This window comes from Nitrospirota bacterium (assembly GCA_040757595.1).
GTDB lineage: Bacteria > Nitrospirota > Nitrospiria > Nitrospirales > Nitrospiraceae > JBFLWP01.
The window spans coordinates 70740-91374 of sequence record JBFLWP010000015.1 but is presented as its reverse complement, the minus strand read 5'-3'; the positions used below and the strand labels follow the sequence as shown (position 1 = coordinate 91374).

At 65.3% G+C, this 20635-nt stretch carries 21 protein-coding genes and 1 tRNA gene; 6 read left to right on the top strand and 16 right to left on the bottom strand.

The annotated features are described in order from the left end of the window. Nucleotides 1-351 precede the first annotated feature (351 nt). Nucleotides 352-1884, bottom strand: coding sequence for an N-6 DNA methylase (locus tag AB1411_13585; GenBank protein ID MEW6544623.1), 1533 nt, complete (start codon nucleotides 1882-1884; stop codon nucleotides 352-354). 110 nt (nucleotides 1885-1994) lie between these two features. Here AB1411_13585 and AB1411_13580 point away from each other — a divergent pair, with 110 nt between their 5' ends. Then, nucleotides 1995-2255: a helix-turn-helix transcriptional regulator gene (locus AB1411_13580; protein ID MEW6544622.1), complete on the top strand. Its 261-nt coding sequence runs from the start codon at nucleotides 1995-1997 to the stop codon at nucleotides 2253-2255. Beyond that, nucleotides 2252-3121, top strand: coding sequence for a hypothetical protein (locus AB1411_13575; protein ID MEW6544621.1), 870 nt, complete (start codon nucleotides 2252-2254; stop codon nucleotides 3119-3121). Before AB1411_13580 ends, AB1411_13575 begins: the two co-directional genes overlap by 4 nt. Nucleotides 3122-3151: 30 nt before the next feature. Here AB1411_13575 and purU read toward each other — a convergent pair whose 3' ends face one another. Together purU and rimO are read right to left on the bottom strand one after the other, a co-directional pair. Then, nucleotides 3152-4015, bottom strand: a complete 864-nt coding sequence (purU, locus tag AB1411_13570; protein MEW6544620.1) for a formyltetrahydrofolate deformylase — start codon at nucleotides 4013-4015, stop codon at nucleotides 3152-3154. 74 nt (nucleotides 4016-4089) lie between these two features. Next, nucleotides 4090-5526 (bottom strand): 30S ribosomal protein S12 methylthiotransferase RimO, encoded by a 1437-nt coding sequence (gene rimO, locus AB1411_13565; GenBank protein ID MEW6544619.1) that lies wholly within the window; start codon nucleotides 5524-5526, stop codon nucleotides 4090-4092. Nucleotides 5527-5622: 96 nt separating this feature from the next. Between rimO and AB1411_13560 the strand changes: the two genes are divergently transcribed. After that, nucleotides 5623-6162, top strand: a complete 540-nt coding sequence (locus AB1411_13560; GenBank protein ID MEW6544618.1) for a gamma carbonic anhydrase family protein — start codon at nucleotides 5623-5625, stop codon at nucleotides 6160-6162. Between the two features lie 43 nt (nucleotides 6163-6205). Here the strand turns inward: AB1411_13560 and AB1411_13555 are convergent, their stop codons facing one another. The 9 genes from AB1411_13555 to trmFO form a co-directional block, all read right to left on the bottom strand. After that, the gene (locus AB1411_13555) at nucleotides 6206-6961 is read right to left on the bottom strand and encodes a hypothetical protein (protein ID MEW6544617.1); all 756 of its coding nucleotides are present in this window, start codon (nucleotides 6959-6961) and stop codon (nucleotides 6206-6208) included. Then, a complete protein-coding gene (locus AB1411_13550) occupies nucleotides 6958-8154 on the bottom strand; it encodes a saccharopine dehydrogenase NADP-binding domain-containing protein (protein MEW6544616.1) in 1197 nt (398 codons plus the stop codon). The genes AB1411_13555 and AB1411_13550 overlap by 4 nt, the downstream gene beginning before the upstream one ends. 30 nt (nucleotides 8155-8184) lie before the next feature. Next, nucleotides 8185-9141 (bottom strand): M20/M25/M40 family metallo-hydrolase, encoded by a 957-nt coding sequence (locus AB1411_13545; GenBank protein ID MEW6544615.1) that lies wholly within the window; start codon nucleotides 9139-9141, stop codon nucleotides 8185-8187. After that, nucleotides 9138-9761 (bottom strand): nicotinamidase, encoded by a 624-nt coding sequence (locus AB1411_13540; protein ID MEW6544614.1) that lies wholly within the window; start codon nucleotides 9759-9761, stop codon nucleotides 9138-9140. The genes AB1411_13545 and AB1411_13540 overlap by 4 nt, the downstream gene beginning before the upstream one ends. Nucleotides 9762-9823: 62 nt before the next feature. Next, nucleotides 9824-10717, bottom strand: coding sequence for an acetylglutamate kinase (argB, locus tag AB1411_13535; GenBank protein ID MEW6544613.1), 894 nt, complete (start codon nucleotides 10715-10717; stop codon nucleotides 9824-9826). Between the two features lie 80 nt (nucleotides 10718-10797). Beyond that, a complete protein-coding gene (hslU, locus tag AB1411_13530; protein MEW6544612.1) occupies nucleotides 10798-12204 on the bottom strand; it encodes an ATP-dependent protease ATPase subunit HslU in 1407 nt (468 codons plus the stop codon). Beyond that, the gene (hslV, locus tag AB1411_13525) at nucleotides 12201-12731 is read right to left on the bottom strand and encodes an ATP-dependent protease subunit HslV (protein MEW6544611.1); all 531 of its coding nucleotides are present in this window, start codon (nucleotides 12729-12731) and stop codon (nucleotides 12201-12203) included. Before hslV ends, hslU begins: the two co-directional genes overlap by 4 nt. A gap of 2 nt (nucleotides 12732-12733) precedes the next feature. Beyond that, a complete protein-coding gene (gene xerA, locus AB1411_13520) occupies nucleotides 12734-13690 on the bottom strand; it encodes a site-specific tyrosine recombinase/integron integrase (protein MEW6544610.1) in 957 nt (318 codons plus the stop codon). Next, nucleotides 13663-14979, bottom strand: coding sequence for a methylenetetrahydrofolate--tRNA-(uracil(54)-C(5))-methyltransferase (FADH(2)-oxidizing) TrmFO (gene trmFO, locus AB1411_13515; protein MEW6544609.1), 1317 nt, complete (start codon nucleotides 14977-14979; stop codon nucleotides 13663-13665). Before trmFO ends, xerA begins: the two co-directional genes overlap by 28 nt. Before the next feature lie 123 nt (nucleotides 14980-15102). Here trmFO and AB1411_13510 point away from each other — a divergent pair. The 3 genes from AB1411_13510 to AB1411_13500 all read left to right on the top strand — a co-directional run bounded on the left by AB1411_13510 (nucleotide 15103) and on the right by AB1411_13500 (nucleotide 17066). Then, nucleotides 15103-15177 (top strand) — tRNA-Val (locus tag AB1411_13510). A gap of 191 nt (nucleotides 15178-15368) precedes the next feature. Further along, complete coding sequence (locus tag AB1411_13505; GenBank protein ID MEW6544608.1) at nucleotides 15369-15707, top strand: hypothetical protein; 339 nt, start codon at nucleotides 15369-15371, stop codon at nucleotides 15705-15707. A gap of 126 nt (nucleotides 15708-15833) precedes the next feature. Then, complete coding sequence (locus AB1411_13500) at nucleotides 15834-17066, top strand: tetratricopeptide repeat protein (GenBank protein MEW6544607.1); 1233 nt, start codon at nucleotides 15834-15836, stop codon at nucleotides 17064-17066. An 8-nt stretch (nucleotides 17067-17074) separates the two neighbouring features. Here AB1411_13500 and AB1411_13495 read toward each other — a convergent pair whose 3' ends face one another. From AB1411_13495 to dnaX, 4 genes are all read right to left on the bottom strand, one after another. After that, entirely contained in the window at nucleotides 17075-17512 is a 438-nt protein-coding gene (locus AB1411_13495; protein ID MEW6544606.1) for a TraR/DksA C4-type zinc finger protein, read from the bottom strand. A gap of 99 nt (nucleotides 17513-17611) precedes the next feature. Continuing rightward, entirely contained in the window at nucleotides 17612-18214 is a 603-nt protein-coding gene (gene recR, locus AB1411_13490) for a recombination mediator RecR (protein MEW6544605.1), read from the bottom strand. A gap of 93 nt (nucleotides 18215-18307) precedes the next feature. Further along, nucleotides 18308-18634, bottom strand: a complete 327-nt coding sequence (locus AB1411_13485) for a YbaB/EbfC family nucleoid-associated protein (protein MEW6544604.1) — start codon at nucleotides 18632-18634, stop codon at nucleotides 18308-18310. Next, nucleotides 18631-20562 carry a DNA polymerase III subunit gamma/tau gene (dnaX, locus tag AB1411_13480; GenBank protein ID MEW6544603.1) on the bottom strand — a complete coding sequence of 644 codons (1932 nt, stop codon included), beginning with the start codon at nucleotides 20560-20562 and terminating at the stop codon, nucleotides 18631-18633. Before dnaX ends, AB1411_13485 begins: the two co-directional genes overlap by 4 nt. Nucleotides 20563-20635: the final 73 nt, after the last annotated feature.

Sequence of the window (20635 nt, the reverse complement as noted above, 5' to 3'; positions counted from 1 at the left end):
GGCGATCAAGGCGAGGCGGGACGCCGCGGCGCTCCTGACCCCTGAGCAACGGGAGAAGGAAAAGGCGGAGCATGAGAAGATGCTGCGCCACCATCGCGAGAGCTGACGCGGGGGTGGCGGCTGGCCCTGATCGTCCGCGACGGTTCGCGGATGATCCGGGCCTCAGGCGGGGCTCCGATGTGCCGATCGGACCCCCGCCTCTTTTTTTCTGTCATTCGTGCTTCACAAACCTTGATCCGAAAACAATCTGCTGCCTCTCACAATCCGCGGGTCCTGTCGCGGCGGGGGTGCTCGCCGCGCCACCCGTTCTATCTTACGCAGTTTCGCATTACTTTTTTCGGATTTCGGTTGCTATGCCATCTGGAGCTCTAACTGCTCAGTTTTTCTGGTCGGCTCAAGGCCTACCCTGGCTACCAAATTGGCTGGGAGAGGAAGCCGCTCAAGAGCCCGAGGCTCAACTTTGATTGCCCCTGAACCGTAAGACTTCCCAACGAGACCTAGGTTCTGCACGGTTTCCGGATGACTGAGGACTTCCCACAGCCGATCCACGAAGGATTCGGAGCTTTCACGGGGATAGACACAGAGGAAACCGGTCAAGGGCATGACACCTGCTCGATTCCGGATGAAGCGGGCATTTCGCCGACCAAGATACGCGAAGAGAATTGGCGGGACCTGCCTCACTTCCATTTTGTACCAAGGCCTTCGAGACGCGATGAGAGGCCGGTTGGGAAGGTTCAATTGCCCGCCACGTTTCAAGTACTCGCGAACACTCGGAGGGAAATCCTGGATCGGCCTCCCATTTGGGGAGAACAGCAGGGTTGGCCTACCCTTCGCATCTAGCAGAGCCAGCGTTTCATCCGTTATCTCATCACCTTGCACCTCGCGTGTCCGTCCCACAGCAGGCTTGAGAAACTCATTGGGTATGCCCAATTCAGCAGCCATCTTAGAGGTAAGAAAGAAGTACTCGTTTGCGCCTGTGGCAATACCGCGTAACACTTTTGCAAAATCCGAAAGTATGAACGAGGAAGCTGGCACTCGCTGTGGAGCCCGGGAAAGACCGGTAGAAAGTGCCTCACTCAATGGCCTTTGAGTAATTTCTATGCCTTTGAAGCACCGCTTTCGCAAGTCGGATGACATCCATGACTTAAGATCGCGAGTCCCTTGCTTGAGACATCTAGCCCATGCGACTGTCTTTACCGGCCTCGAATTCCGGATTAGGAATATGAGCGGGTTAGTATCCACGCCAGGAAACGGCGAGGCCTCAGGGGAAAAAGTCACAACGCCATCGAGACGATACCTTGCTGTAATCCAGGACCAAAGGCGAGTTGCGAAAACCCCTTCGCACGTATCCGCCGGCATGATGAAAGCCAAGCGCCCTGCTGGCGCAAGGAGTTGAAGTGCTCGTAAAAGGAAATAAATGTGAACTCCTGCACGACCGTCCAAGGGGCGTCCGATCACACGCCCACCGAAACTTCTCAACCGTCCCTTGAGACTCTGCGGCAGCCTGTGATGCCGGATATAAGGAGGGTTTGCCACAATAGCGGAATAGGGACCGCGAGGAGGATTCAGGACAAAGTCTGTCAGACTAATATGAGAGAGATCCCTCGCGGAAAGGCCCCTCTGTCTTGCCTGGAGCAAAGCGGTTTCGTCGAGTTCTGCCCCGACGAGTTTTATTCTCCTACCAGTCTTCTTCCCTATCATCTTGGCTGCGAGAAAGAACGCCCCCGCACCAACAGCCGGATCGAACAAGGAATCACTTCCTGCCGCAAGGGCGTAAGCCGTCATCGCCTCAGCCACCCAGTCAGGAGTCCAGAACTGCCCCTTCTCTCTGAGGGCCTCTCTCTCTGGTCCAGACGGTGGAAGCTTCTGTAGTGGTGCTCTCATAAGACAATCGAACTTGCACAAGACCAGCTAATGGGCAGAGCCAGGAACATTTTTATACTTTACTTAAAGTCTATGGTCAATACCCTTGCCCAGAAGATACAAGTCATCGCATGAGAACAAGGAAGCTAAGTACCCGCCGCAAAGCGTCTCCGATCTGCAAGGAGTTTGGGGCAAAAGTGCGGTATCTGCGAGAGAAAAAGAAATGGTCCCAAGAAGAGCTCGCTCATGTGTCGGGTATCCACGTGACCTATCTGAGCGGGCTTGAACGTGGGCACCGCAATCCAACCCTCAACGTTATTTCGCACCTGGCTGCTGCATTCGGCATTACCACGTCAGAACTGTTGAGGAGTGTCTCAGAGGCCAGCGAATGAGTCCGAGGGGACGAGGGATTGACTTCGAACATCGGTTCAAGACTAGCCGCTGGGCTGAGGACCTTGTCATTCGAGCCCTCGGACAAGACCTCGGATTTCTTACCGTCCGGATCGGGCTCTCAGAAATCCAGGCAAACAATCTCATACCAGGTTCCGCGCAACCCTACAAGGTCCCAGACCTCCTCACTTTCAGACTGCACGCACTGACTGAAGAGGAAAGGCTCCTCTTGCAGCGTACGGACCTCTCGCATGAATCACATGCTTCGTATGGATCACAAGGCGAGTTTGAGTTCGTGATCCGAAAGGCCCTGGCTGCACTAGAGGTCAAGTTCTCTCCCTACAAAGCCTCGGAAATGACTCAGCGGCACTGGCAACCCAGAAGTGAAACCCAGTGGGAGCAAAGACCCCTCAGAAGGGCCAAGCCGCCTACCGCTCCCAATATTTGGGTAAAGGAGAAAGACCTCTCAAAACTGGTTGCCTGGGAGAATCAGTTCCAAGTGCCAGTCCTCATCGTCCACTTGTTCGATCAGGAAGGTTTTGCCATTGCCCTCCGCAAGATCAGGGAATTCAACGACAGGTTAACAGCTCACTCCTCGCAGTCTGTAAAGATTCAAATGACCACGGGGATCTTCAAGAAGGATCAAGCCTACGAGAGAGTTGACGCTCAGGGAGCCCGCGAAACCAAGACGGTTTTCATGGTAGCTCCAGCCGCTGCGGTAAAAGCGGGAAATGTCTCGGATGTGGAGGTCTCGGCACAGTTGGGGTTGAGCGCATCAAAGAAGTACGTTGCTCATCCACTCTTCAAGGGTGGGCGCTTAACGGTTTCTCAAGAGTTCATTGACCTACTTGCTGGCCTACGGCGGTAAAGGCTCAAAAATCTGTGGTGTGAGAGGAGGTCAATCGAAGACGACCGTTTTCTTGCCGTAGACCAGCACGCGCCGTTCGACGTGCAGACGCACGGCGCGCGCGAGGACCAGCTCTTCCAGATCGCGTCCCTTCCGGACCAGATCCTCGACGGTGTCACGGTGTCCCACCCGGATGACGTCCTGCTCGATGATCGGCCCTTCGTCCAGTTCCTCCGTCGCATAATGGGCGGTGGCGCCGATGATCTTGACTCCCCGTTCATAGGCCTGCCTGTAGGGATTGGCGCCGATGAAAGCCGGAAGAAACGAGTGATGGATATTGATGACGGGGCAGCCGACGGAGGCCAGGAACGTGCCGCTGAGCACCTGCATGTACCGTGCGAGCACCACGAGCTCCACCTCGTGCCGCCTGAGCACGGCGAGCACCTGCCGTTCCTGCTGAGGCTTGGTCTCCGGCGTCACCGGAAACACTTCGAGCGGAATCTTGTACAGCTCGGCCCACGGGCGGCAGGTGTCGTGGTTGGACACGATGACCGGCACCTGGATGGACAGTTCGTCCCGGCGCTGACGCTGGAGCAGATCGGACAGGCAATGGTCCTGCCTGGAGACCAGGATCGCGACGCGAGTCCGAGACGGCCTCACGTGGATTTCGTACCGCATCTCGAACACTTTCGCGATCGGCGAAAAGGCTTCGGCGATCTCCGTGGGCGGGAGCTGAAAGCCGTCGAGGGCGAACTCGGTCCGCATCAAGAAATCGCCCTGCTCGCGGTCGGTGTGGTGGTCGGAGTCGAGGATATTGCCCCCGAAGTCGTGAATGAATCCGGCCACGCGGGCCACGATGCCTTTGCGGTCCTTGCAGTGGATGAGCAGAACGACCGAACGGGGGATGACCGTCATGGCCCGCGATTCCGGTTGTCTCAAAGACGACGAGCCGCCGCTCATGCAAGAGCGCGGTCAAACGCAGAACGAGATCAGCCCGGCCCGACGATGCAGCCGACGAGGTCGTAGGCGGCTGCTTCCGTGACGGCCACCTTCACGAACTCACCCGGCACGGGAAAGGGCGCGTTCTTGCGGAGAGACGCCCGGGGCGGGCGGGTGAGATCGATCCGGCCGTCGGTGAGATACACGACCCCGTCAATGTCCGGCGCCTGGCCCTCGTGACGGGCGGCCAGGAGCAGGTCTGATTCTTCGGACGGCCCGTCCACCAGGACCTCGACGGTGCGGCCGACCATCGCCCGGCTCTTCTTGAGCGAGATAGTTTCCTGGAGCGCGAGCAGCTCGGTCCGCCGCTCCTCCATGACCGACCGGTCGAGCTTGCGATCCAGCCTCGCCGCCGGCGTCCCCTCCTCATCGGAATAGAGAAAGACGCCCACCCGGTCGAACTCCATGTCGGCGAGGTATCGCTTGAGCTCGAGGAACTGGGCCTCGGTCTCCCCGGGGAACCCGACGATGAAGGCGGTGCGGAAGGTGAGGCCCGGGATGCGCGCCCGCAGCCGGTCCACCAGCCCGGTGATGGCGGCCTTGTCGCCGAGCCGATGCATGCGTTTCAGCATCACGTCGTTGATGTGCTGGAGCGGCATGTCAATGTACTTGGCGAGCTTCTCCTCCCCCGCGTAGAGCGCGATCAGCTCGTCGTCCACCTGCTGCGGATAGAGGTAGAAGGGGCGGATCCACCGGAGGCCTGGCACCTTCACCAGCTCCTTGAGCAGCGCCGTGAGGCCGCGGCGGAGTCCCAGGTCCACCCCGTAGTTGACCGTGTCCTGGGAGATCAGGTTCAGCTCCTTCACCCCTTCAGAGGCCAGGCGGCGGGCTTCCTCGACCAGGGACTCGACCGGCCGGCTCCGCTGCTTCCCGCGCATGAGCGGGATTGCGCAGAAGGAACAGTTGCGGTTGCACCCTTCGGCGATCTTCACGTAGGCGGAGTGGGGCCGGCCCAGGCGCAGCCGCGGGCTCAGCTCGTCGTAGAGGTAGGGAGGCGGGGCCGTCCAGAGCCGCTGGGTCTTGCGGCCCGGTGTGAGCAGGGTCCGGCAGATCTCGGCGATGCGCCCGATCTCCCCGGTCCCGACCACTCCGTCCAGCTCCGGCAGCTCCTTCAGCAGCTCGCCCTGATAGCGCTGGGCCAGGCAGCCGGCCGCGATCAGGACCTTGCACTGCGCGGTCTTCTTGAGGCCCCCGTACTCGATGATCGCGTTGACGGACTCCTGCTTGGCCTCCTCGATGAAGCCGCAGGTGTTGACGATGATGACCTCGGCCCGCTTGGCCTCCGGGGTCAGCTCGAAGCCGTTGGCCGCCAGCGAGCCCAACATGACCTCCGCGTCCACCTGGTTCTTGGTGCAGCCCAGGTTGACGAAGCCGATCCTGGTCTTGCGCGGCTCCGCGACGAGCGGGACGGATTTGCGCCTTGCCATATGGGAATTGAGTCTACGGGACGGGTCGAAAACCTGTCAACCGACCGTCCCGCGATCGGCTTGATTCGTTCCGCAGACTTCCTCTACAGTGAGCCCGTGATCAGAACTTTCCAGGGCATGATGCCCAAGATCGCCAGGAGCGCCTTCGTCGAGGAGACCGCCGTCGTCGTCGGGGACGTGGTCGTCGGGGAAGACTCCAGCGTCTGGTTCAACTCGGTCGTGCGCGGGGACGTGCACTACATCCGGATCGGGAGCCGGACCAACGTCCAGGACCTCTGCATGCTCCACGTGACCCACGACACGGCCCCCCTGGTGATCGGCGACGACGTGACGGTCGGGCACCACGTCGTCCTGCACGGGTGCACGGTCAAGGACCGGGTCCTGATCGGGATGGGGGCCATCATCATGGACGGGGCCGTGATCGGCGAGGACTCGGTCGTAGGGGCCGGCGCGCTGGTCACGGAAGGGACGATCGTGCCGCCCAAGAGCCTGGTCCTGGGCGCACCCGCCAAGGTCAAGCGGCCGGTCACCGCCGAAGAGCTGGCCTGGATCAGGGAATCGGCTGAGAACTACGTCCGGTATGCCCGCGAGTACCTCTCCGATCCGGCCAAACCCAGGACCGGCTTCCAAGTCTAACTTCTTTCTTCTCCTTCACGTCTCACATCTCACGTCTGACGTTTCACGTCCTCGTGCCGAGGCGGATGAAACAGACCGGGTCGCCCACGATCGCGGTGGGATAGTCTTCCTCCTCGACGACGCAGGGCACAGCCCGCTTCGCGCACCAGCCCACAATCCAGGGGATCTCCTCGACCGACGTGGTCACGAGGCCCGGGAGGGTCAGCTTGTCGAGGCAGGCTTCGGCCAGGGACAAGACCGCCTTCCGTTCCCGCGCAAAGGCCACCGGGTCGAAGGTCGCGGGATTGGCCCTCCCGTACGAGAGGGCCGAGAGCTCTGGAAACCGCTCCGGATCGTTGAACACGCTGACGAGCCACAGGTGGTCGAACCGGCCCCCGGCCGCCCGGCCGTCCCGGGCCTCGAACCGGACCGGCAACCCCCGGCAAGCCCGGTTGAGCAGGGTCACCTCATCGGCCCTGAGATTGTACGCTTCGACTGTCCGCCCCAGCTCCAGGGTCTCCGTCAGGAGCATCGGCAACTCCGCGACGCCCGCACCGACGTAGAGGCTGCGCCCCCCCGGCTTCAACCGGTTGAGCAGCACAAGGGCCAGCCTGACGCCCAGCCTCTCGCACGGCCCTCTGCTGGCCTTCCAGAAAGCCCCACCGCCTTCCTCGCAATAGATGGGACCGAGCCGCCGATAGTCGAGCCGGTCGAACAGCCGCGCGATGGTTTGCCTCGTCCGGAGCTTGAGCCGTCTTTCCTCCGCCCGGTCACTCTCCGTCGCCGCTTGTGAGGGTGTTGGGCCGTTGACTCGCCTCATGATCCTTGGTTCGCCGGCCGCCGTTCACCGGCCAGCTCCTCATCAGCCGAAGCCTTGAGTCGGACGATCCGCTTCACCATGCGGATGCCGGAGGACCGGGCATCGGCGAGAACGGCTCGGCGGATCTTGGCCGGCAAGGCTTCGGGCGGATAGACCCCGGCGAGCTCGCGGGGAGCATGCTTGATGAAGAGCGCGGCGAGGCGGGCGGTCGCCCAGGCGATCGGCGAGATGGACATCCCGCGGAGATGGATCTGGTAGAGGGTGGGAAAGGTAACGTCCCAGCGGATCGCCGTACGTTCTCCGCGCTTCCGGCCTCGCACCAGCACGGCTGCGGCGAAGCGCGCGTTCCGCAGCACCCCCCGGCCGATCAACTCGGCCACCAGGCTCGGGGGCGGGGTCTTGGGAAAGCGTTTCGCGACGAGGCCGCGAGACTTCCTGAGCTTACCCTGTCGGTACCACCGACGCAGCCGCTCGATGTCGCCCCCCCCGATCTTCACGTCCATCTCCTGCAGGTCCAGGACGTGCGGCACCGTGCAGACCTCGTCCTGCGCAGCCAGCACGACCCCGACCGACCCGATCGGGGGGGGAAAGCGGAACAATTCCCGCTCCCCGAAGCGCTGTCCGAAACGGAAGCGGCCCTGCCGGTAGACAGGCGGCCGCGAAGTCGCCTCGGCGAAGGCCACGTCGGGCGACCACTGGGAGACGGGGTTCTCGCTCCTGGTGCTCTCGTACAGCCGCACGTGGACGGCTTCGACCGAGTCGAGCTGATCGGCGCTGCACGCCACGAGCAGGTTCGTGAGACCCGGCGCGGCGCCGGCATCGATCACGGCCAAACGGCGCTTCGCCCGGAAGCGTGCGTCGAAGCCGAGCTGCTCGGCTTTGAAGGGATTGCGCACGAGGTGCGAGGCGGTGTCGAGGTAGTGGGCGCGCAGGCGCAGGGCGGCACGCAGGACGATGGTGTTGAAGACGGCCGGGCAGGCGTTGACGATGAGGTGGGCGCCGCGCGCGGCCCTCACGACGCTCCACAGGTTGCGGGCGTTCACCTGCTGGACCGTGGCCGGGGACTCCTTGCCCAGGAAGCGGTGCGCGCGATCGGGGTCCCGGTCGCCGCAGGAGACCTGGTGACCCTGGCGGGCGAGGAGCTGCGCGAGCAACGACCCGGTGGCGCCCACTCCGAGGACGAAGATCCGCATGGGAGGGCCACTGTACCATAACCGGCCCGGTCAGAGATCAGCGAAGTTCTTGAGCGGAGGCGGGCCGGCCAGCTCGCAGGCCGCCGCAGTCACGGCTTCGGCGACCGCCGCGAGAAACTCGAAGTCCAGCGTCTCCACCGCGTCCGTCGGCCGGTGGTAGTGGGGATTCCGGAAATTGGCCGTGTCGGTGAGCATGACGGCCGGATACCCATGCTCCCAGAAGGCTGCGTGGTCGCTGCGCCTGGCATCGGGCAGCAGCTCTCCCTTCCCCGGCACCAGCAGCGGGACGGTCTTCAAATCCGGGACGCGCCGGCGCGCCGCCGCTTCGATCCCCGCCGCGAACTCCGCCGATCGGGCATTGCCGACGATCCCGAGAAAGTCGCCGACCGACGGGACGGCGATCGGCAAGCCGGCCGGAACGACCTGCGAGCCCGCCTCACGGCGGCAGTACCCGACGCATTCCAGCACGATCGCCCCCTGGATGTCCTCGCACCGTTCCCGCAACGAGGCCGCGTAGGCCAGGCTGCCGAGCAGGCTCTCCTCCTCCAGGCAGAAGCCGATCAGGCGCACGGCGCGGGCCAGCGGCACGTCGCGGAGGGACCGGGCTGCTTCCAGCAGAACCGCCAGCCCGCTGGCGTTGTCGTCGGCTCCGGGCGAACCGGGCACCGTATCGTAGTGGGCGCCGATGAGCAGGGGCGGAAGCAGCGGAAGCACATGCGGAACGCTGAACGATGAATGCTGAATGGGAGAGGCAGAGGCTGGCAGGGTGGCAACGACGTTCTGGAAGGTCCGGCCGAAGGCCTCGACGTCGTGGGTGGAGACGGCGACGCCCAGGCCGCGGAACTGCTCGGCGAGATACCGTTGGGCTCGATGCAGCGCCGCGGGAGAGGAGACGTGGTGGCGCTCGCCGACCAGGGCTTCGACGTGGGTGCGCAACCGGTCTTGAGCCCTGGGTCTCGTCGAAGGGTCGAGGGGCCGGCCGCTCACAGAAGCAGGTCCGAGGATCGGGCGAAGAGCGCCCCGGCCTGCTTCATCGCCTGGACGGCCCGGTCGCAATCGCCTGGCGTCGCGTCGATCCCTCGGATCGCGTCCTCGAGGACGACGACCCGAAAGCCCAGCCGCCTGGCGTCCAGCACGGTGTTCTTCACACAGTAGTCGGTGGCCAGCCCCGTGACGAAGAGGGTCTCGACGCCCAGTTCCCGCAGCCGTCCTTCGAGCGTCGTGCCCTCGAAGCTGGAGTAGGCTTCCTTCTTGGGGTCAGTGGCCTTGGAGACGATGAAGGTGCCGGGCGGCACGACGAGGTCTGGGTGGAACTGGGCCCCGCGCGACATCTGGACGCAGTGGACGGGCCAGATCCCTCCCTGCTCCTTGAAGGAACAGTGGGTGGGCGGGTGCCAGTCCCGCACGGCGATGACGGGGATCTGTCGGGCATGGAACCGGCGGATGCACTCGTTGACGACCGGGATGATCTCGTCACCGCCGGGCACCCCCAGGGCGCCTCCCGGACAGAAGTCCACCTGGATGTCCCCCACCAGGAGGGCGCTCTTCTGATCCGGCTGCGGGACCGTCGCGCGGCGCCCGCCGCCCGCTTTCGAGTGAGCCCTCATACGGCCGGCTCTCGGCAGCGAGCCGTCAGCTTGGTCTCGGGGCTGACCGCTGACGGATTTCTCTAGCAGACGATCTCGGTGCCGATCCCTTTGTGCGTGAAGACCTCCAGCAGGATCGCGTGCGGCATCCGGCCGTCGATGATGTGGGCTTTCCGCACCCCGCCGTCCAGCGCCATCAGGCAGGCATGCACCTTGGGCAACATGCCCTCGCTGATCGTCCCCTTCTTGACCATGCGCTGCATGTCTTTCCGCGACAGGGTGGAGACGTGGCGGCCCTTGGCGTCGCGGATGCCTTTCACGTCCGTGAGCACCAGCAGCTTCTCCGCCTTGAGGGCCGCGGCGACGGCGCCCGCCACCAGGTCCGCGTTGATGTTGTAGGTGTGTCCGTCCCGGTCGGTCCCGATCGGCGCGATGACCGGAATGAACTGCTCCTCCTGCAGCTTGAGGATGATCTGCGGGTCCACGGCCTGGACCTCGCCGACCAGCCCGAAGTCCTCGTCCGGCAGGCCGTCCGGGTCCGTGTAGAGGCTCTCCGCCCAGGCCCGCATCGTGAGCGGCTTGGCCTGGATCAGCCGCCCGTCCTTGCCCGTGAGGCCGACGGCCCTGGCTCCGTGCCGGTTGAGCAGGGCGACGATTTCCTTGTTGATCTTGCCGCCCAGGACCATCTCCACGATCTCCATCGTGGGCCGGTCAGTGACGCGCACCCCCTGCCGGAACTTGGCCTCCAGCCCGAGCCGGTTCAGCATCTGATCGATCTGCGGCCCGCCCCCGTGCACGACGACCGGGTTGAGGCCCACGTACTTCAGCATCACGACGTCGAGGGCGAAGCCGTCCTTGAGGGCCTCGTCGGTCATCGCCTTGCCGCCGTACTTGATGACCACGGTCTTGCCCGCGAAGGTCCGGATGTAGGGGAGGGCTTCGACGAGGACGCTGGCCTTCTTGATGAGTTTGTTCATCTACACCTCCGGTGCGGGCTAGGGGCTAGAGGCACGAGGCTCCGCTCCCCTCGCCTCTGGCCTCGCGCCGCGCGCCTTCTTCAGAGAATAAACCGGCTCAGGTCCTCCGCTTTGGCGATGTCCCGCAGGCGGTCCTGCACGTACTTGGCGTCAACCACGAGCTTCTTGTCCGCGAGCTCCGGTCCCTCGAACAGGACCTGCTCGAGCAGCCGCTCCATGATCGTGAAGAGGCGCCGGGCCCCGATGTTCTCCGTCCGCTCGTTCACAAGCGCCGCGGTCGCGGCGATCTCCTCCAGCCCGTCCGGCGCGAAGTCCACCGTGACCCCCTCCGTCTGGAGCAGGGCGCAGTACTGGGTGACCAGCGCGCCGCGCGGCTCGGTCAGGATCCGGATGAAGTCGTCCTTGGTCAGCGGCTCCAGCTCCACCCGGATGGGGAACCGCCCCTGCAGCTCCGGGATCAGATCGGAGGGCTTGGCCACGTGGAAGGCGCCGGCGGCGATGAAGAGGACGTGATCGGTCCGGACCGGCCCGTACTTGGTGTTCACGGTCGAGCCCTCCACGATCGGCAGGAGATCCCGCTGGACCCCCTCGCGCGAGACGTCCGGCCCCGCGAGCTTCTCGCGTCCGGCGATCTTGTCGATCTCGTCCAGGAACACGATCCCCGCCTGCTCCACCTTGGCAACGGCCTCCCGCACCACCTCGTCCATGTCGATCAGCTTCTGGGCCTCGTCCTGGGCCAGGTGCTTCAGGGCCTCCGGCACCTTCATCTGCCGCTTCTTTTTCTTGCCCGGGAAGAGGCCCCCCAGCATCTCCCGCAAGTTGCTCTCCAATTCCTCCATCCCGCCCGCGTTCGAGATGATGCCGACGGGGAGGCCCCGTTCCTTGACCTCCACCTCGACGGACCGGTGGTCCAGCTTGCCCTCCCGCAACTGCAGGCGCAGCTTCGAGCGGGTGGCCTCGTAGGATTCGTGGACCGGAGGCGGCTCGGCCCCCTGCTCGTCGAAGCTGCCGATCGTCACGCGGGCCCCCTGCGGCGGGAGCAGCAGATCCAGCAGCCGCTCCTCCGCCTGCTGCTCGGCCTTCTGCTGCACCTGCGCGACGTGCGCGGCCTTGACCAGGCTGACCGACTGCTCGGTCAGGTCGCGGATGATGGATTCCACGTCCCGGCCCACGTAGCCGACCTCGGTGAACTTGGAGGCCTCCACCTTGATGAACGGCGCCTGGGCCAGCTTGGCCAGCCGGCGCGCGATCTCGGTCTTCCCCACGCCGGTGGGCCCGATCATGATGATGTTCTTCGGGATCACCTCGTCCCGCAGCTCGGGGCTCAACTGCTGCCGCCGCCACCGGTTGCGGAGCGCGATCGCGACCATCCGCTTGGCGTCGCGCTGGCCGACGACGTACCGGTCCAGCTCGGCCACGATCTGGCGCGGCGTGAGATGGCCGAAGCCGGCGGACTTGGCTTGGGCGTCGTCCCGATCGCGGCTCACGGCTTGAGCTCCTCGATGACGAGCTGCTGGTTCGTGTAGATGTCGATGCCGCCGGCGATCTTCATGGACTCCTCGACGACCGTCCGCGCGTCCAGGGTCGAGTGGGCGAGCAGGGCGCGCGCCGCCGCCAGCGCGTAGGCCCCGCCGGAGCCGATGGCCAGGATGCCGTCCTCCGGCTCGACCACGTCCCCGTTTCCGGAAATGACGAAGGACTGGTCCCGGTCCGCCACGGCCAGGAGCGCCTCCAGCCGGCGCAGGACCCGGTCCGTCCGCCAGTCCTTGGCCAGTTCCACCGCGGCACGGGTCAGGTTGCCCCGAAACTCCTCGAGCTTGGCCTCGAACTTCTCGAACAGCGTGAACGCGTCGGCCGTCGCCCCCGCGAAGCCGGCCAGCACCCGGTCGTGGTGGAGCCGGCGCAACTTGCGCGCGTTGTGCTTCATGACCGTGGTGCCCACGGTCACCTGGCCGTCCGACCCCATGGCGACGCGCCCGTCGCGCCGCACGCAGAGGATGGTCGTCGAGCGAATCCTCACGACTTCCGCCCGGCCCCCGTCCGGCCGCCCGTCGCGGCCTGGGTATGACGGCCGGCCCTCGGATGGGTCCGGTCGTAGACCTGCATCAGGTGATCCGTCGCCAGGTGCGTGTACTTCTGCGTCGTGCCGAGCGAAGCGTGCCCGAGCATTTCCTGGATCGCGCGCAAGTCGGCGCCCTCGTCGAGCAGGTGGGTCGCGAAGGAATGCCGCAGCGCGTGGGGGCTGATCCGTCCCCCGGCCAGCCGGCTGGAATACCGTCCCACGATCCGCTCCACGCTCCGAACGGTCAGCCGGCCGCCCCGGTTGTTGAGGAACACCGGCTCCCCCGAAGGATGAAGGCGGAAGGACGAAGGCGGAAGCAGAGAGCGGTACTCCCGGACGGCTTCGACCGCCACGTCGCCGATCGGGACGATCCGCTCCTTCCGTCCCTTGCCGCGGAGCCGCACCAGCCCGTCGCGCAAGTCGAGGTCGTCCAGATTCATGCCAACGAGCTCGCTCACGCGCGCGCCGGTCGAGTAGAGCGTCTCCAGGACCGCCCGGTCCCGCGCGTCTTTGACCCCGTCGCCCTCGGGAAACTCCATGAGCGCGTTCGCGTCGTCCTTCGTCAGGACCCTGGGCAGGGGCTGCGCCTGCTTCGGGGTCCGCACCTCCTCGGCCGGGTTCAGCCCGACCCGCCCCTCCCGGGCTAGAAACCGGTACAGGCTCCGCAGCGCGGCCAGCTTGCGGGCCATGGAGGACTTTTTCTCCTTCTTCCGGTCCAGCCAGGCCAGGTAGCTCCGGATCGTGAGCGGCTCGACCTCGCCCGGAGCGGGAAGGGGCGCGCCGCCGGGACGAGTCTCGCCCATGAACGAGAGGAACTGACGCAGGTCCGACTGGTAGGCGCGGATCGTCTCGGGGGACGCGCCCCGCTCGACGTCCAGGTAGGTCACGAAAGCCCGGATCGCGTCTTCCATGCCTCGAAGTCCTCCAGCGCGCGCTGGCCGATCCGGCGTCGCTTTTCCTCCTTGTCCCGGATCCGGGCCGGCAGGGGCGGGAACAGGCCGTAGTTCGTGTTGATCGGCTGAAAGTGGCGGGGATCCGCCGTCGTGATGTACGTGAGCAGGCTCCCGTGGGCGGTCGTGGGCGGCGGAACGACGAGCGGCAGGCCCTCCAGCCCCCGGGCCGCGTTGATCCCGGCCAGGCCGCCCATGGCGGCCGATTCGGTGTACCCCTCCACGCCGACGAGCTGTCCGGCGAAGAACACGGTGCCCCGGACCTTCAATTGCAGCGTCTCGCGCAGCAACTGGGGCGCGTTCACGAAGGTGTTCCGGTGCAGGCTGCCGTAGCGGAGGAACTCGGCCTGCTCCAGCCCGGGAATCATCCGGAAGACCCGGCGTTGCTCCGGGTAGGTCAGCTTGGTCTGGAACCCGACCATGTTGTAGCAGGAGCCGTGGGCGTTCTCGGGCCGGAGCTGCACGACCGCGTGGGGGCGCTTGCCGGTGCGGGGGTCTTCCAGCCCCACCGGCTTCAACGGCCCGAACAGCATGGTCTGGCGGCCCCGCTCGGCCATGACCTCGATCGGGATGCAGCCCTCGAAATACGGAACCTTCTCGAACTCCTTGGGGAGCACCTTTTCCGCCTTCACGAGCGCCTCGTAGAAGGCGCCGTAGGTCGCCTCGTCCATCGGGCAGTTCAGATAATCGGCGCCGCCCTTGTCGTAGCGGGAGGCACGGAAGACCAGGTCCATGTTGATCGAGTCCGCGTCGACGATCGGCGAGATTGCGTCGAAAAAGTAGAGGTGCTTGCTGTGCGTCAGGGCCTGGATCGAGGCGGCCAGCGCATCCGAGGTCAGCGGGCCCGTCGCGACGATGCAGACGCAGTCGGTGGGAATCTCCTTGATCTCCTCGCGGATGATCCGGACGTTGGGATGGCCTTCCAGGGTCCGGGTGATCCGCTGCGCAAACTGCTCCCGGTCCACGGCCAGCGCCGAGCCGGCCGGTACTCGAACCTCGTCGGCCACCCGGATCACCAGCGAGTTCAGCCGGCGCAACTCTTCCTTGAGGATGCCGGGCGCGTTCAGGATGTCGGCGGAGCCCAGGGAGTTGGAGCAGACCAGCTCGGCCAGGAGTCCCGTCTTGTGGGCCTGGGTGGACTCCTTGGGCCGCATCTCGTAGAGCGTGACCCTGGCGCCCCGCGAGGCCGCCTGCCAGGCGGCTTCCGAGCCGGCCAGCCCGCCCCCGATCACCGCCACGTCTTCGCGCATCCGCCGGTTACTCCATTAAAAATCGCATCATACGAGCCGCCCTCGAACGATGTCAAGGCAAGGGGATCATGCCAACGGCGCGTTGACGGCCCCGGACCGCTAATGTTAGACTCGCCCCCCTGTGGGCGATTAGCTCAGTGGGAGAGCGCTTCCCTCACACGGAAGAGGTCACTGGTTCGATACCAGTATCGCCCACCATACCAAGCTTCGCTTGAACCGCGGCTCTTTATCGTTTCATCGCGATGGACGCCGGCGGATAAAACCCCTCCAGTGATTTTTTCATACGGCCTTCCCCCCTCTCAGGCGAAAACCGCCGGATCGCTGGACAGGATGGGGATTGTAGGCTAGACTGCGTTTGCAGAATGCGCCTCCAAGAAAGAGAGGGTCCCATGAGAAACGTCACGGTCACCGGGTTCGCTCTGGCGGTCGGCCTGCTGCTCACCGGCTGCAGCAGTACGCAGCAGGGGTACATCCCGCAGCAGACGACCATGTACTCTTCAATGGACAGTACGGCGCTGGTCTACACGAGCCCGGCCACGGCTTCGCCTCTGGAGGACCACCCCCTGCGGCTGCTGGCCTTCGGGATGTACCCGGCCGGCGTGGCTGCCGACTATGCCGTGGTGCGGCCGATCTACACCGTCACGTCGTGGCTGCCCGGCCTGTTCGGCTACACGGGCGAAGACGCGATGATCCATTCCCAGCGGCGGACGGCGTTTCGCACCAAGTAGGACCGGCCCGGGCAGGAACTACCTGATCATCCCACGGGAGCGTGAACGGACAGGAAGGTGGCGAGGGCGGCCAGCCTTCGATTGCGTGAGCCGATCCCCTGTGAAGTCGTCGTTGTCCCCGATCCGATGAATTTTCGGTTCCGCTGCATCCTGCGCTTCTTCCTGCCGCCCCTCACGTTCGGCCTCCTGCTTGCCGGTTGCTCGGACGAGGTCGTCCGCCAAGGGCCTCCCTCCGCGAGCGACCTTCCTCTGCTGAAATCCGCCAAGCTCTGTGACCGGAAGGCCGCTTTTCTTCGGGCCCGCTCCGGCGTACCCCTCGAGCGGCAAACCTGGGGAACCGGGGAGGAGGTTCGCGTTCCGGCCGACCGGAGCGAGTCCGGCGCCGAGGAGTCGTTCTTTTTCGACGAGGATGGGCTTTTGGTCGGCGTCCTCTTCGCCTTTCCCGGGGGCCGCGAGCTGGGGCCCTACCCGGTCCTCCAGGAAACCCTCTCGGCGCTTCCGGTGACCGTGGAGTTTTACCTGCCTGTCGTCCCCATCCCTGGGAAGGAAAATTCCGGTCTGAGCGTGCTGTACATGACCGGGGACGAAACGACGACGACGCAGTACGTGGTTCAAGGAGCGGAGGAGGGGGGGCGACCGGGACCGCGGCGATTCGGGCCGCCCGGTCCGGGCATGCCGGGGGGTAGGCAAAGCTTCATGGATGTCCACGCCGCTACCGTGCTCCTGGCATCCGTCGCGACCGACCCCTACGCCAACCTGCTCTCGCCCTACCGGAAGGAGTTCCTGGCTCGGGTCAGCCGCGGCGAAAAGGCCAAAGGCGCGCCTCGGACCGAGGTCAAAGGGATAGAGGACAAGGAGCCCTTTCCGTCACGGCAACAATTCGCCCGGGGCGAGACCGCCCAGTTGGGCTATTGCGGCGACCGGAACTACGCGATCTCGGTTGACGCGTATGGGAAGGCGATCGCCAGCGGGTTTTCGGACAAGGTGAAGCTTTCCGAGGCCTATCACAAGCTCGGGCTCGCGCACAAAGGGCAGGGACAGTTCGACAAGGCGCGGGACGCGATGCAACAGTCCCTCACGCTCACGCCCAACCGGCCGGAAGTCCTGAACAACCTGGGAGACGTGTATTGGTCGCTGGGCGACAAGGAGAAAGCGCGCTCCCACTTCGAACGGGCCGTCACGCTCCTGCCGAACTACCCGATCGCGCGGTTCAACCTGGCCAAGGTCTACGAAACGGTCAATCCCAAGCTCGCGATCTCGGAATACGAGACCTACATGGCGCTGGTGGAGGGGGTGCCTGAGGAGAGAGACCGGATTGCGCTGGCCAAGAAGCGGGTGGCGGAACTCTCGAAACGCTGAGCGGCCTGCTACTGGCGGACCTTCTCTTCCTGTTCCTGGAGGGTCTTGCACTCGATGCACAACGTGGTCACGGGACGGGCCTTGAGCCGCTTGTACGGGATCGTCTGTCCGCAGCGCTCGCAGATGCCGTAGGTTCCCGACGCGATCCGCTCGAGCGCCTCGTCAATCTTCTTCACGAGCTTCTGCTCCCGTTCCTTCAGCCGCAGCGAGAAGTTCTGGTCCACTTCCGCCGAAGCCTGGTCGGTCATGTCCGGAAAGGGCTCCAGCTCGGACCGGTTCAGCAGGGCCATCCCCGCCTCTTCCAGGAGATCGGCCCGTTGCCGCTCGAGGTCCCGTCGGATGTCCGCATACTCGTCGCTTCCGTTCGCGGCCTGGCGGACGGCGCGTTTGGCGGCGGGCTTGGACGGTTGCTTGGGTTTGATGGCTTTCGCCGCGCTCTTGGGCATCGGTGGTCGCGTGCCTTTCCGGATGAAGCGGTCTCGCAGCTTACAGAGAAACTATAGCAGCCACTGGCGGGCCCAGTCAACGAACGGAAGGCCGGACGATTACAAATCCCGCCGGCCCTCGATCGACTTGATGAGCGTCACCTCGTCCGCATACTCGATGTCCATCCCGACCGGAATGCCGTAGGCGATGCGGGACACCCGCACGCCGTACGGCTTGATCTGCTTCGTCAAATAAATGGCCGTCGCCTCGCCCTCGATCGTCGGGTTGGTCGCGACGATCACCTCCTGGACCTCCCCGCCTTTGAGCCGGTCCAGCAGCTCCCGGGCCTTGATGTCGGAGGGGCCCACCCCGTCGAGGGGCGAGAGGGCGCCGAGCAGCACGTGGTAGAGGCCGCGATACCCTCCGGTCCGCTCGATGGCGTAGAGCGTGCTCGGCTCCTCGACCACCAGAATCCTGGCCTGATCGCGCTTGGGATCGAGGCAGAACTCGCAGAGCTCTCCCTCAGCGATGTTGCGGCACTGCCGGCAGAAGGCCAGGCCGTCCTTCACGGCGCGGATCGCCTCGGCCAGACGCAGAGCCTCTTCCCGTTCGGCCTTCAACAGATGAAAGGCCAGCCGCTGGGCGGTCTTCTGCCCGATGCCGGGCAGCCGTACGAGCTCACGAACCAGTTGGGCGAGCAGCCCCCGGTTTTCAATACTCATGCACAGTCCGTGCTGAGTGCTGAGTGCTGAGTGCTGAATGGAGGCCTTGACCTCCGTCACTCAGCGTTCTGCATTCAGCGTTCACCATTGTTTCTAGAAGAGTCCGGGAATGCGCAGCCCGCCCGTGACGGCTTTCATGTCCTCCGCCATCATGTCGCGCGCCTTGCGCAGGGCGTCGTTGGCGGCGGCCGCGACCAGGTCCTGGAGCATGTCGGCATCCCCGGACTTGACCACCTCGGGATCGATCTTGACCGCGACGATCTCCAGCGCGCCGTTGGCCGTGACCGTGACCATGCCGCCCCCGGCCGTGCCGTCCACCCGCTTGGCGGCGGCCTGCTCCTGGATCTTGGCCATCTGCTCCTGCAGCGCCTGAGCCTGCTTCATGATGTTGCCGAAATTGCCGAACGGGTTTCTGGTCATTCCGTTGACTCCTTGCGTGAGGATACGTGCCGCACGTCGGCCAGCTCCCCGCCGAACGTGCTCAGCGCCTGCCTGACGAGGGGATGGGATTTCGTCCGCTCCAGCAACGCCTGCTTCTGGTCCCGCTCCCGCGCCGCGCGGGCCTGGGCCAGGCTGGGACCGGCCGCCTGTCCGTCCGTCAGCTCCACGACGCGGATCTGGACGGGCCGGCCCGCCAGCTCCGAGCAGATCGCGGCCACCGTCCGGAGCGAATCCTCCCGTTGCATCCGCGCGAAGGCCACCGAGGCGGTCCTGGGATAGCCGATGGTGACCTGCGAACCCTGCACGGGCAAGAAGGTGCCCTGCGCCATGAACGGAGCCAGGCTGGGATGCTGGTGCTCCATCCGCTCCACGACCTGCTCCCACTGGAGGGAGACGGGCGGCTCCGCTTTCTGAACCGCGGCTTGGCTTGGCGCTTTGACGATCGGCTTGGAATCCTTGGGCGGCCCGGCGGCCGGCGGACGAGTCACCGCGGGAGGCGCCTCTCCAAGCCCTGCCCGGGCTGGCGCGGGGTTTGGCGCAGCGGCAGGATGGGGCGCCGGTTTCGTCCCCGCCACAAACTCCGTCTTGGAAGCGGGAGGGTTCGTCGTCCCGGCGGGCTTGGCCCCGAACGGCACCTCCCGGGCCTTCTCTTGAGGCTGGCCCTGCATCGGCGCCGAGGCTGGCGCAGCTTGCCGGGCTGCCGGTGGCCCGCCCGGCTTCTGCGGAGTGGCAGCGGGAGAAGATGCGGCAGGCCGGGCCGGCCCGGTTATCGCCGAGGCGGAGGGGGCCGTTCCGGCGTGACGCAGCAGCCGCGTCGCCCGCACGGCGGCGACTTCCAGCACGAAGCGCGGCTGCGAACTCAACCGGAGCGAGTCCTCGGCCTGGGAAAAGAGCCGGAACAGCTCCTGAAGCTGCTCCGGCGAGAATGAACCAGCGTCGGCGGCGATCTGCCGGATCTCCTCCGGCGGGAGGTCAATCAAACCTTGCAGCCCCTGGGCCTGCTCACCGGCCGGCACCACGGCCGCCACCAGCAGGTTGCGGACGTGCTCGACCAGGTCCGCGCAATAGGCCCGGAGGTCGTGGCCCTGGTCCAGCAGCTCCGCCACCACGCGCACGGCCGCCGGACTGTCCTGGGCGACGATGGCCGCGATCATGGCGCGCACGTGCTCCTGCGGCACCGCCCCCAGCAGAACCTCCAGGTCGCCGTGCCGGATCGCCTTCCCGCCGAAGGCCACCGCCTGGTCCAGCAGGCTGAGGGCGTCCCGCATGCTGCCCTCGCTGGACCGGGCGATCGCCGCGAGGCTGCGGTCCTCGACCTGGAGCCCTTCCTCCGCAGCCACGTGCCGCAGCCGCTGGATGATCTCGGTCCGGGGGATGCGGCGGAAGTTGTAGTGCTGGCAGCGCGAGAGGATGGTCGCGGGAATCTTGTGAATCTCGGTGGTCGCGAAGATGAAGACGACGTGGGCGGGCGGCTCCTCCAGCGTCTTCAACAAGGCGTTGAAGGCCGAGTTGGACAGCATGTGGACTTCGTCGATGATGTAGACGCGGTACTGGCCGCGGAACGGCGTAAACTTGACGTTCTCGCGGATCTCCCGCACGTCGTCCACGCCGGTGTTGGAGGCGCCGTCGATCTCGATCACGTCCACCGAGGTGCCTTGCGCGATCTCCTGGCAGTTGGGACAGACGTCGCAGGGGGCGGCCGTGGGGCCCCGCTCGCAGTTGAGCGCCTTGGCCAGGATGCGCGCGACCGTGGTCTTGCCCACGCCGCGCGTGCCGGAGAAGAGGAAGGCGTGTGCGATCCGCTTGGTCGTGATCGCGTTGACCAGGGTCTGCACGACGTGCGGCTGGCCGATCACGGACTCGAACGTGCCCGGCCGGTACTTTCTCGCAGAGACCTGATACTCCATAAAGACCGTGATGGGTGATGAGTGCGCGTGACGGGTAAGAACTATGAAGAGTCCTTAGGATGCTTCGCCAAAC

Bases quoted from the DNA above. Each gene is read 5' to 3' on its own strand.
- AB1411_13585 (MEW6544623.1), bottom strand. From the start codon at position 1,884: ATGAGAGCACCACTACAGAAGCTTCCACCGTCTGGACCAGAGAGAGAG.
- AB1411_13580 (MEW6544622.1), top strand. From the start codon at position 1,995: ATGAGAACAAGGAAGCTAAGTACCCGCCGCAAAGCGTCTCCGATCTGC.
- AB1411_13575 (MEW6544621.1), top strand. From the start codon at position 2,252: ATGAGTCCGAGGGGACGAGGGATTGACTTCGAACATCGGTTCAAGACT.
- purU (MEW6544620.1), bottom strand. From the start codon at position 4,015: ATGACGGTCATCCCCCGTTCGGTCGTTCTGCTCATCCACTGCAAGGAC.
- rimO (MEW6544619.1), bottom strand. From the start codon at position 5,526: ATGGCAAGGCGCAAATCCGTCCCGCTCGTCGCGGAGCCGCGCAAGACC.
- AB1411_13555 (MEW6544617.1), bottom strand. From the start codon at position 6,961: ATGAGGCGAGTCAACGGCCCAACACCCTCACAAGCGGCGACGGAGAGT.
- AB1411_13550 (MEW6544616.1), bottom strand. From the start codon at position 8,154: ATGCGGATCTTCGTCCTCGGAGTGGGCGCCACCGGGTCGTTGCTCGCG.
- AB1411_13540 (MEW6544614.1), bottom strand. From the start codon at position 9,761: ATGAGGGCTCACTCGAAAGCGGGCGGCGGGCGCCGCGCGACGGTCCCG.
- argB (MEW6544613.1), bottom strand. From the start codon at position 10,717: ATGAACAAACTCATCAAGAAGGCCAGCGTCCTCGTCGAAGCCCTCCCC.
- xerA (MEW6544610.1), bottom strand. From the start codon at position 13,690: ATGGAAGACGCGATCCGGGCTTTCGTGACCTACCTGGACGTCGAGCGG.
- trmFO (MEW6544609.1), bottom strand. From the start codon at position 14,979: ATGCGCGAAGACGTGGCGGTGATCGGGGGCGGGCTGGCCGGCTCGGAA.
- AB1411_13505 (MEW6544608.1), top strand. From the start codon at position 15,369: ATGAGAAACGTCACGGTCACCGGGTTCGCTCTGGCGGTCGGCCTGCTG.
- AB1411_13500 (MEW6544607.1), top strand. From the start codon at position 15,834: ATGAATTTTCGGTTCCGCTGCATCCTGCGCTTCTTCCTGCCGCCCCTC.
- AB1411_13495 (MEW6544606.1), bottom strand. From the start codon at position 17,512: ATGCCCAAGAGCGCGGCGAAAGCCATCAAACCCAAGCAACCGTCCAAG.
- recR (MEW6544605.1), bottom strand. From the start codon at position 18,214: ATGAGTATTGAAAACCGGGGGCTGCTCGCCCAACTGGTTCGTGAGCTC.
- AB1411_13485 (MEW6544604.1), bottom strand. From the start codon at position 18,634: ATGACCAGAAACCCGTTCGGCAATTTCGGCAACATCATGAAGCAGGCT.
- dnaX (MEW6544603.1), bottom strand. From the start codon at position 20,562: ATGGAGTATCAGGTCTCTGCGAGAAAGTACCGGCCGGGCACGTTCGAG.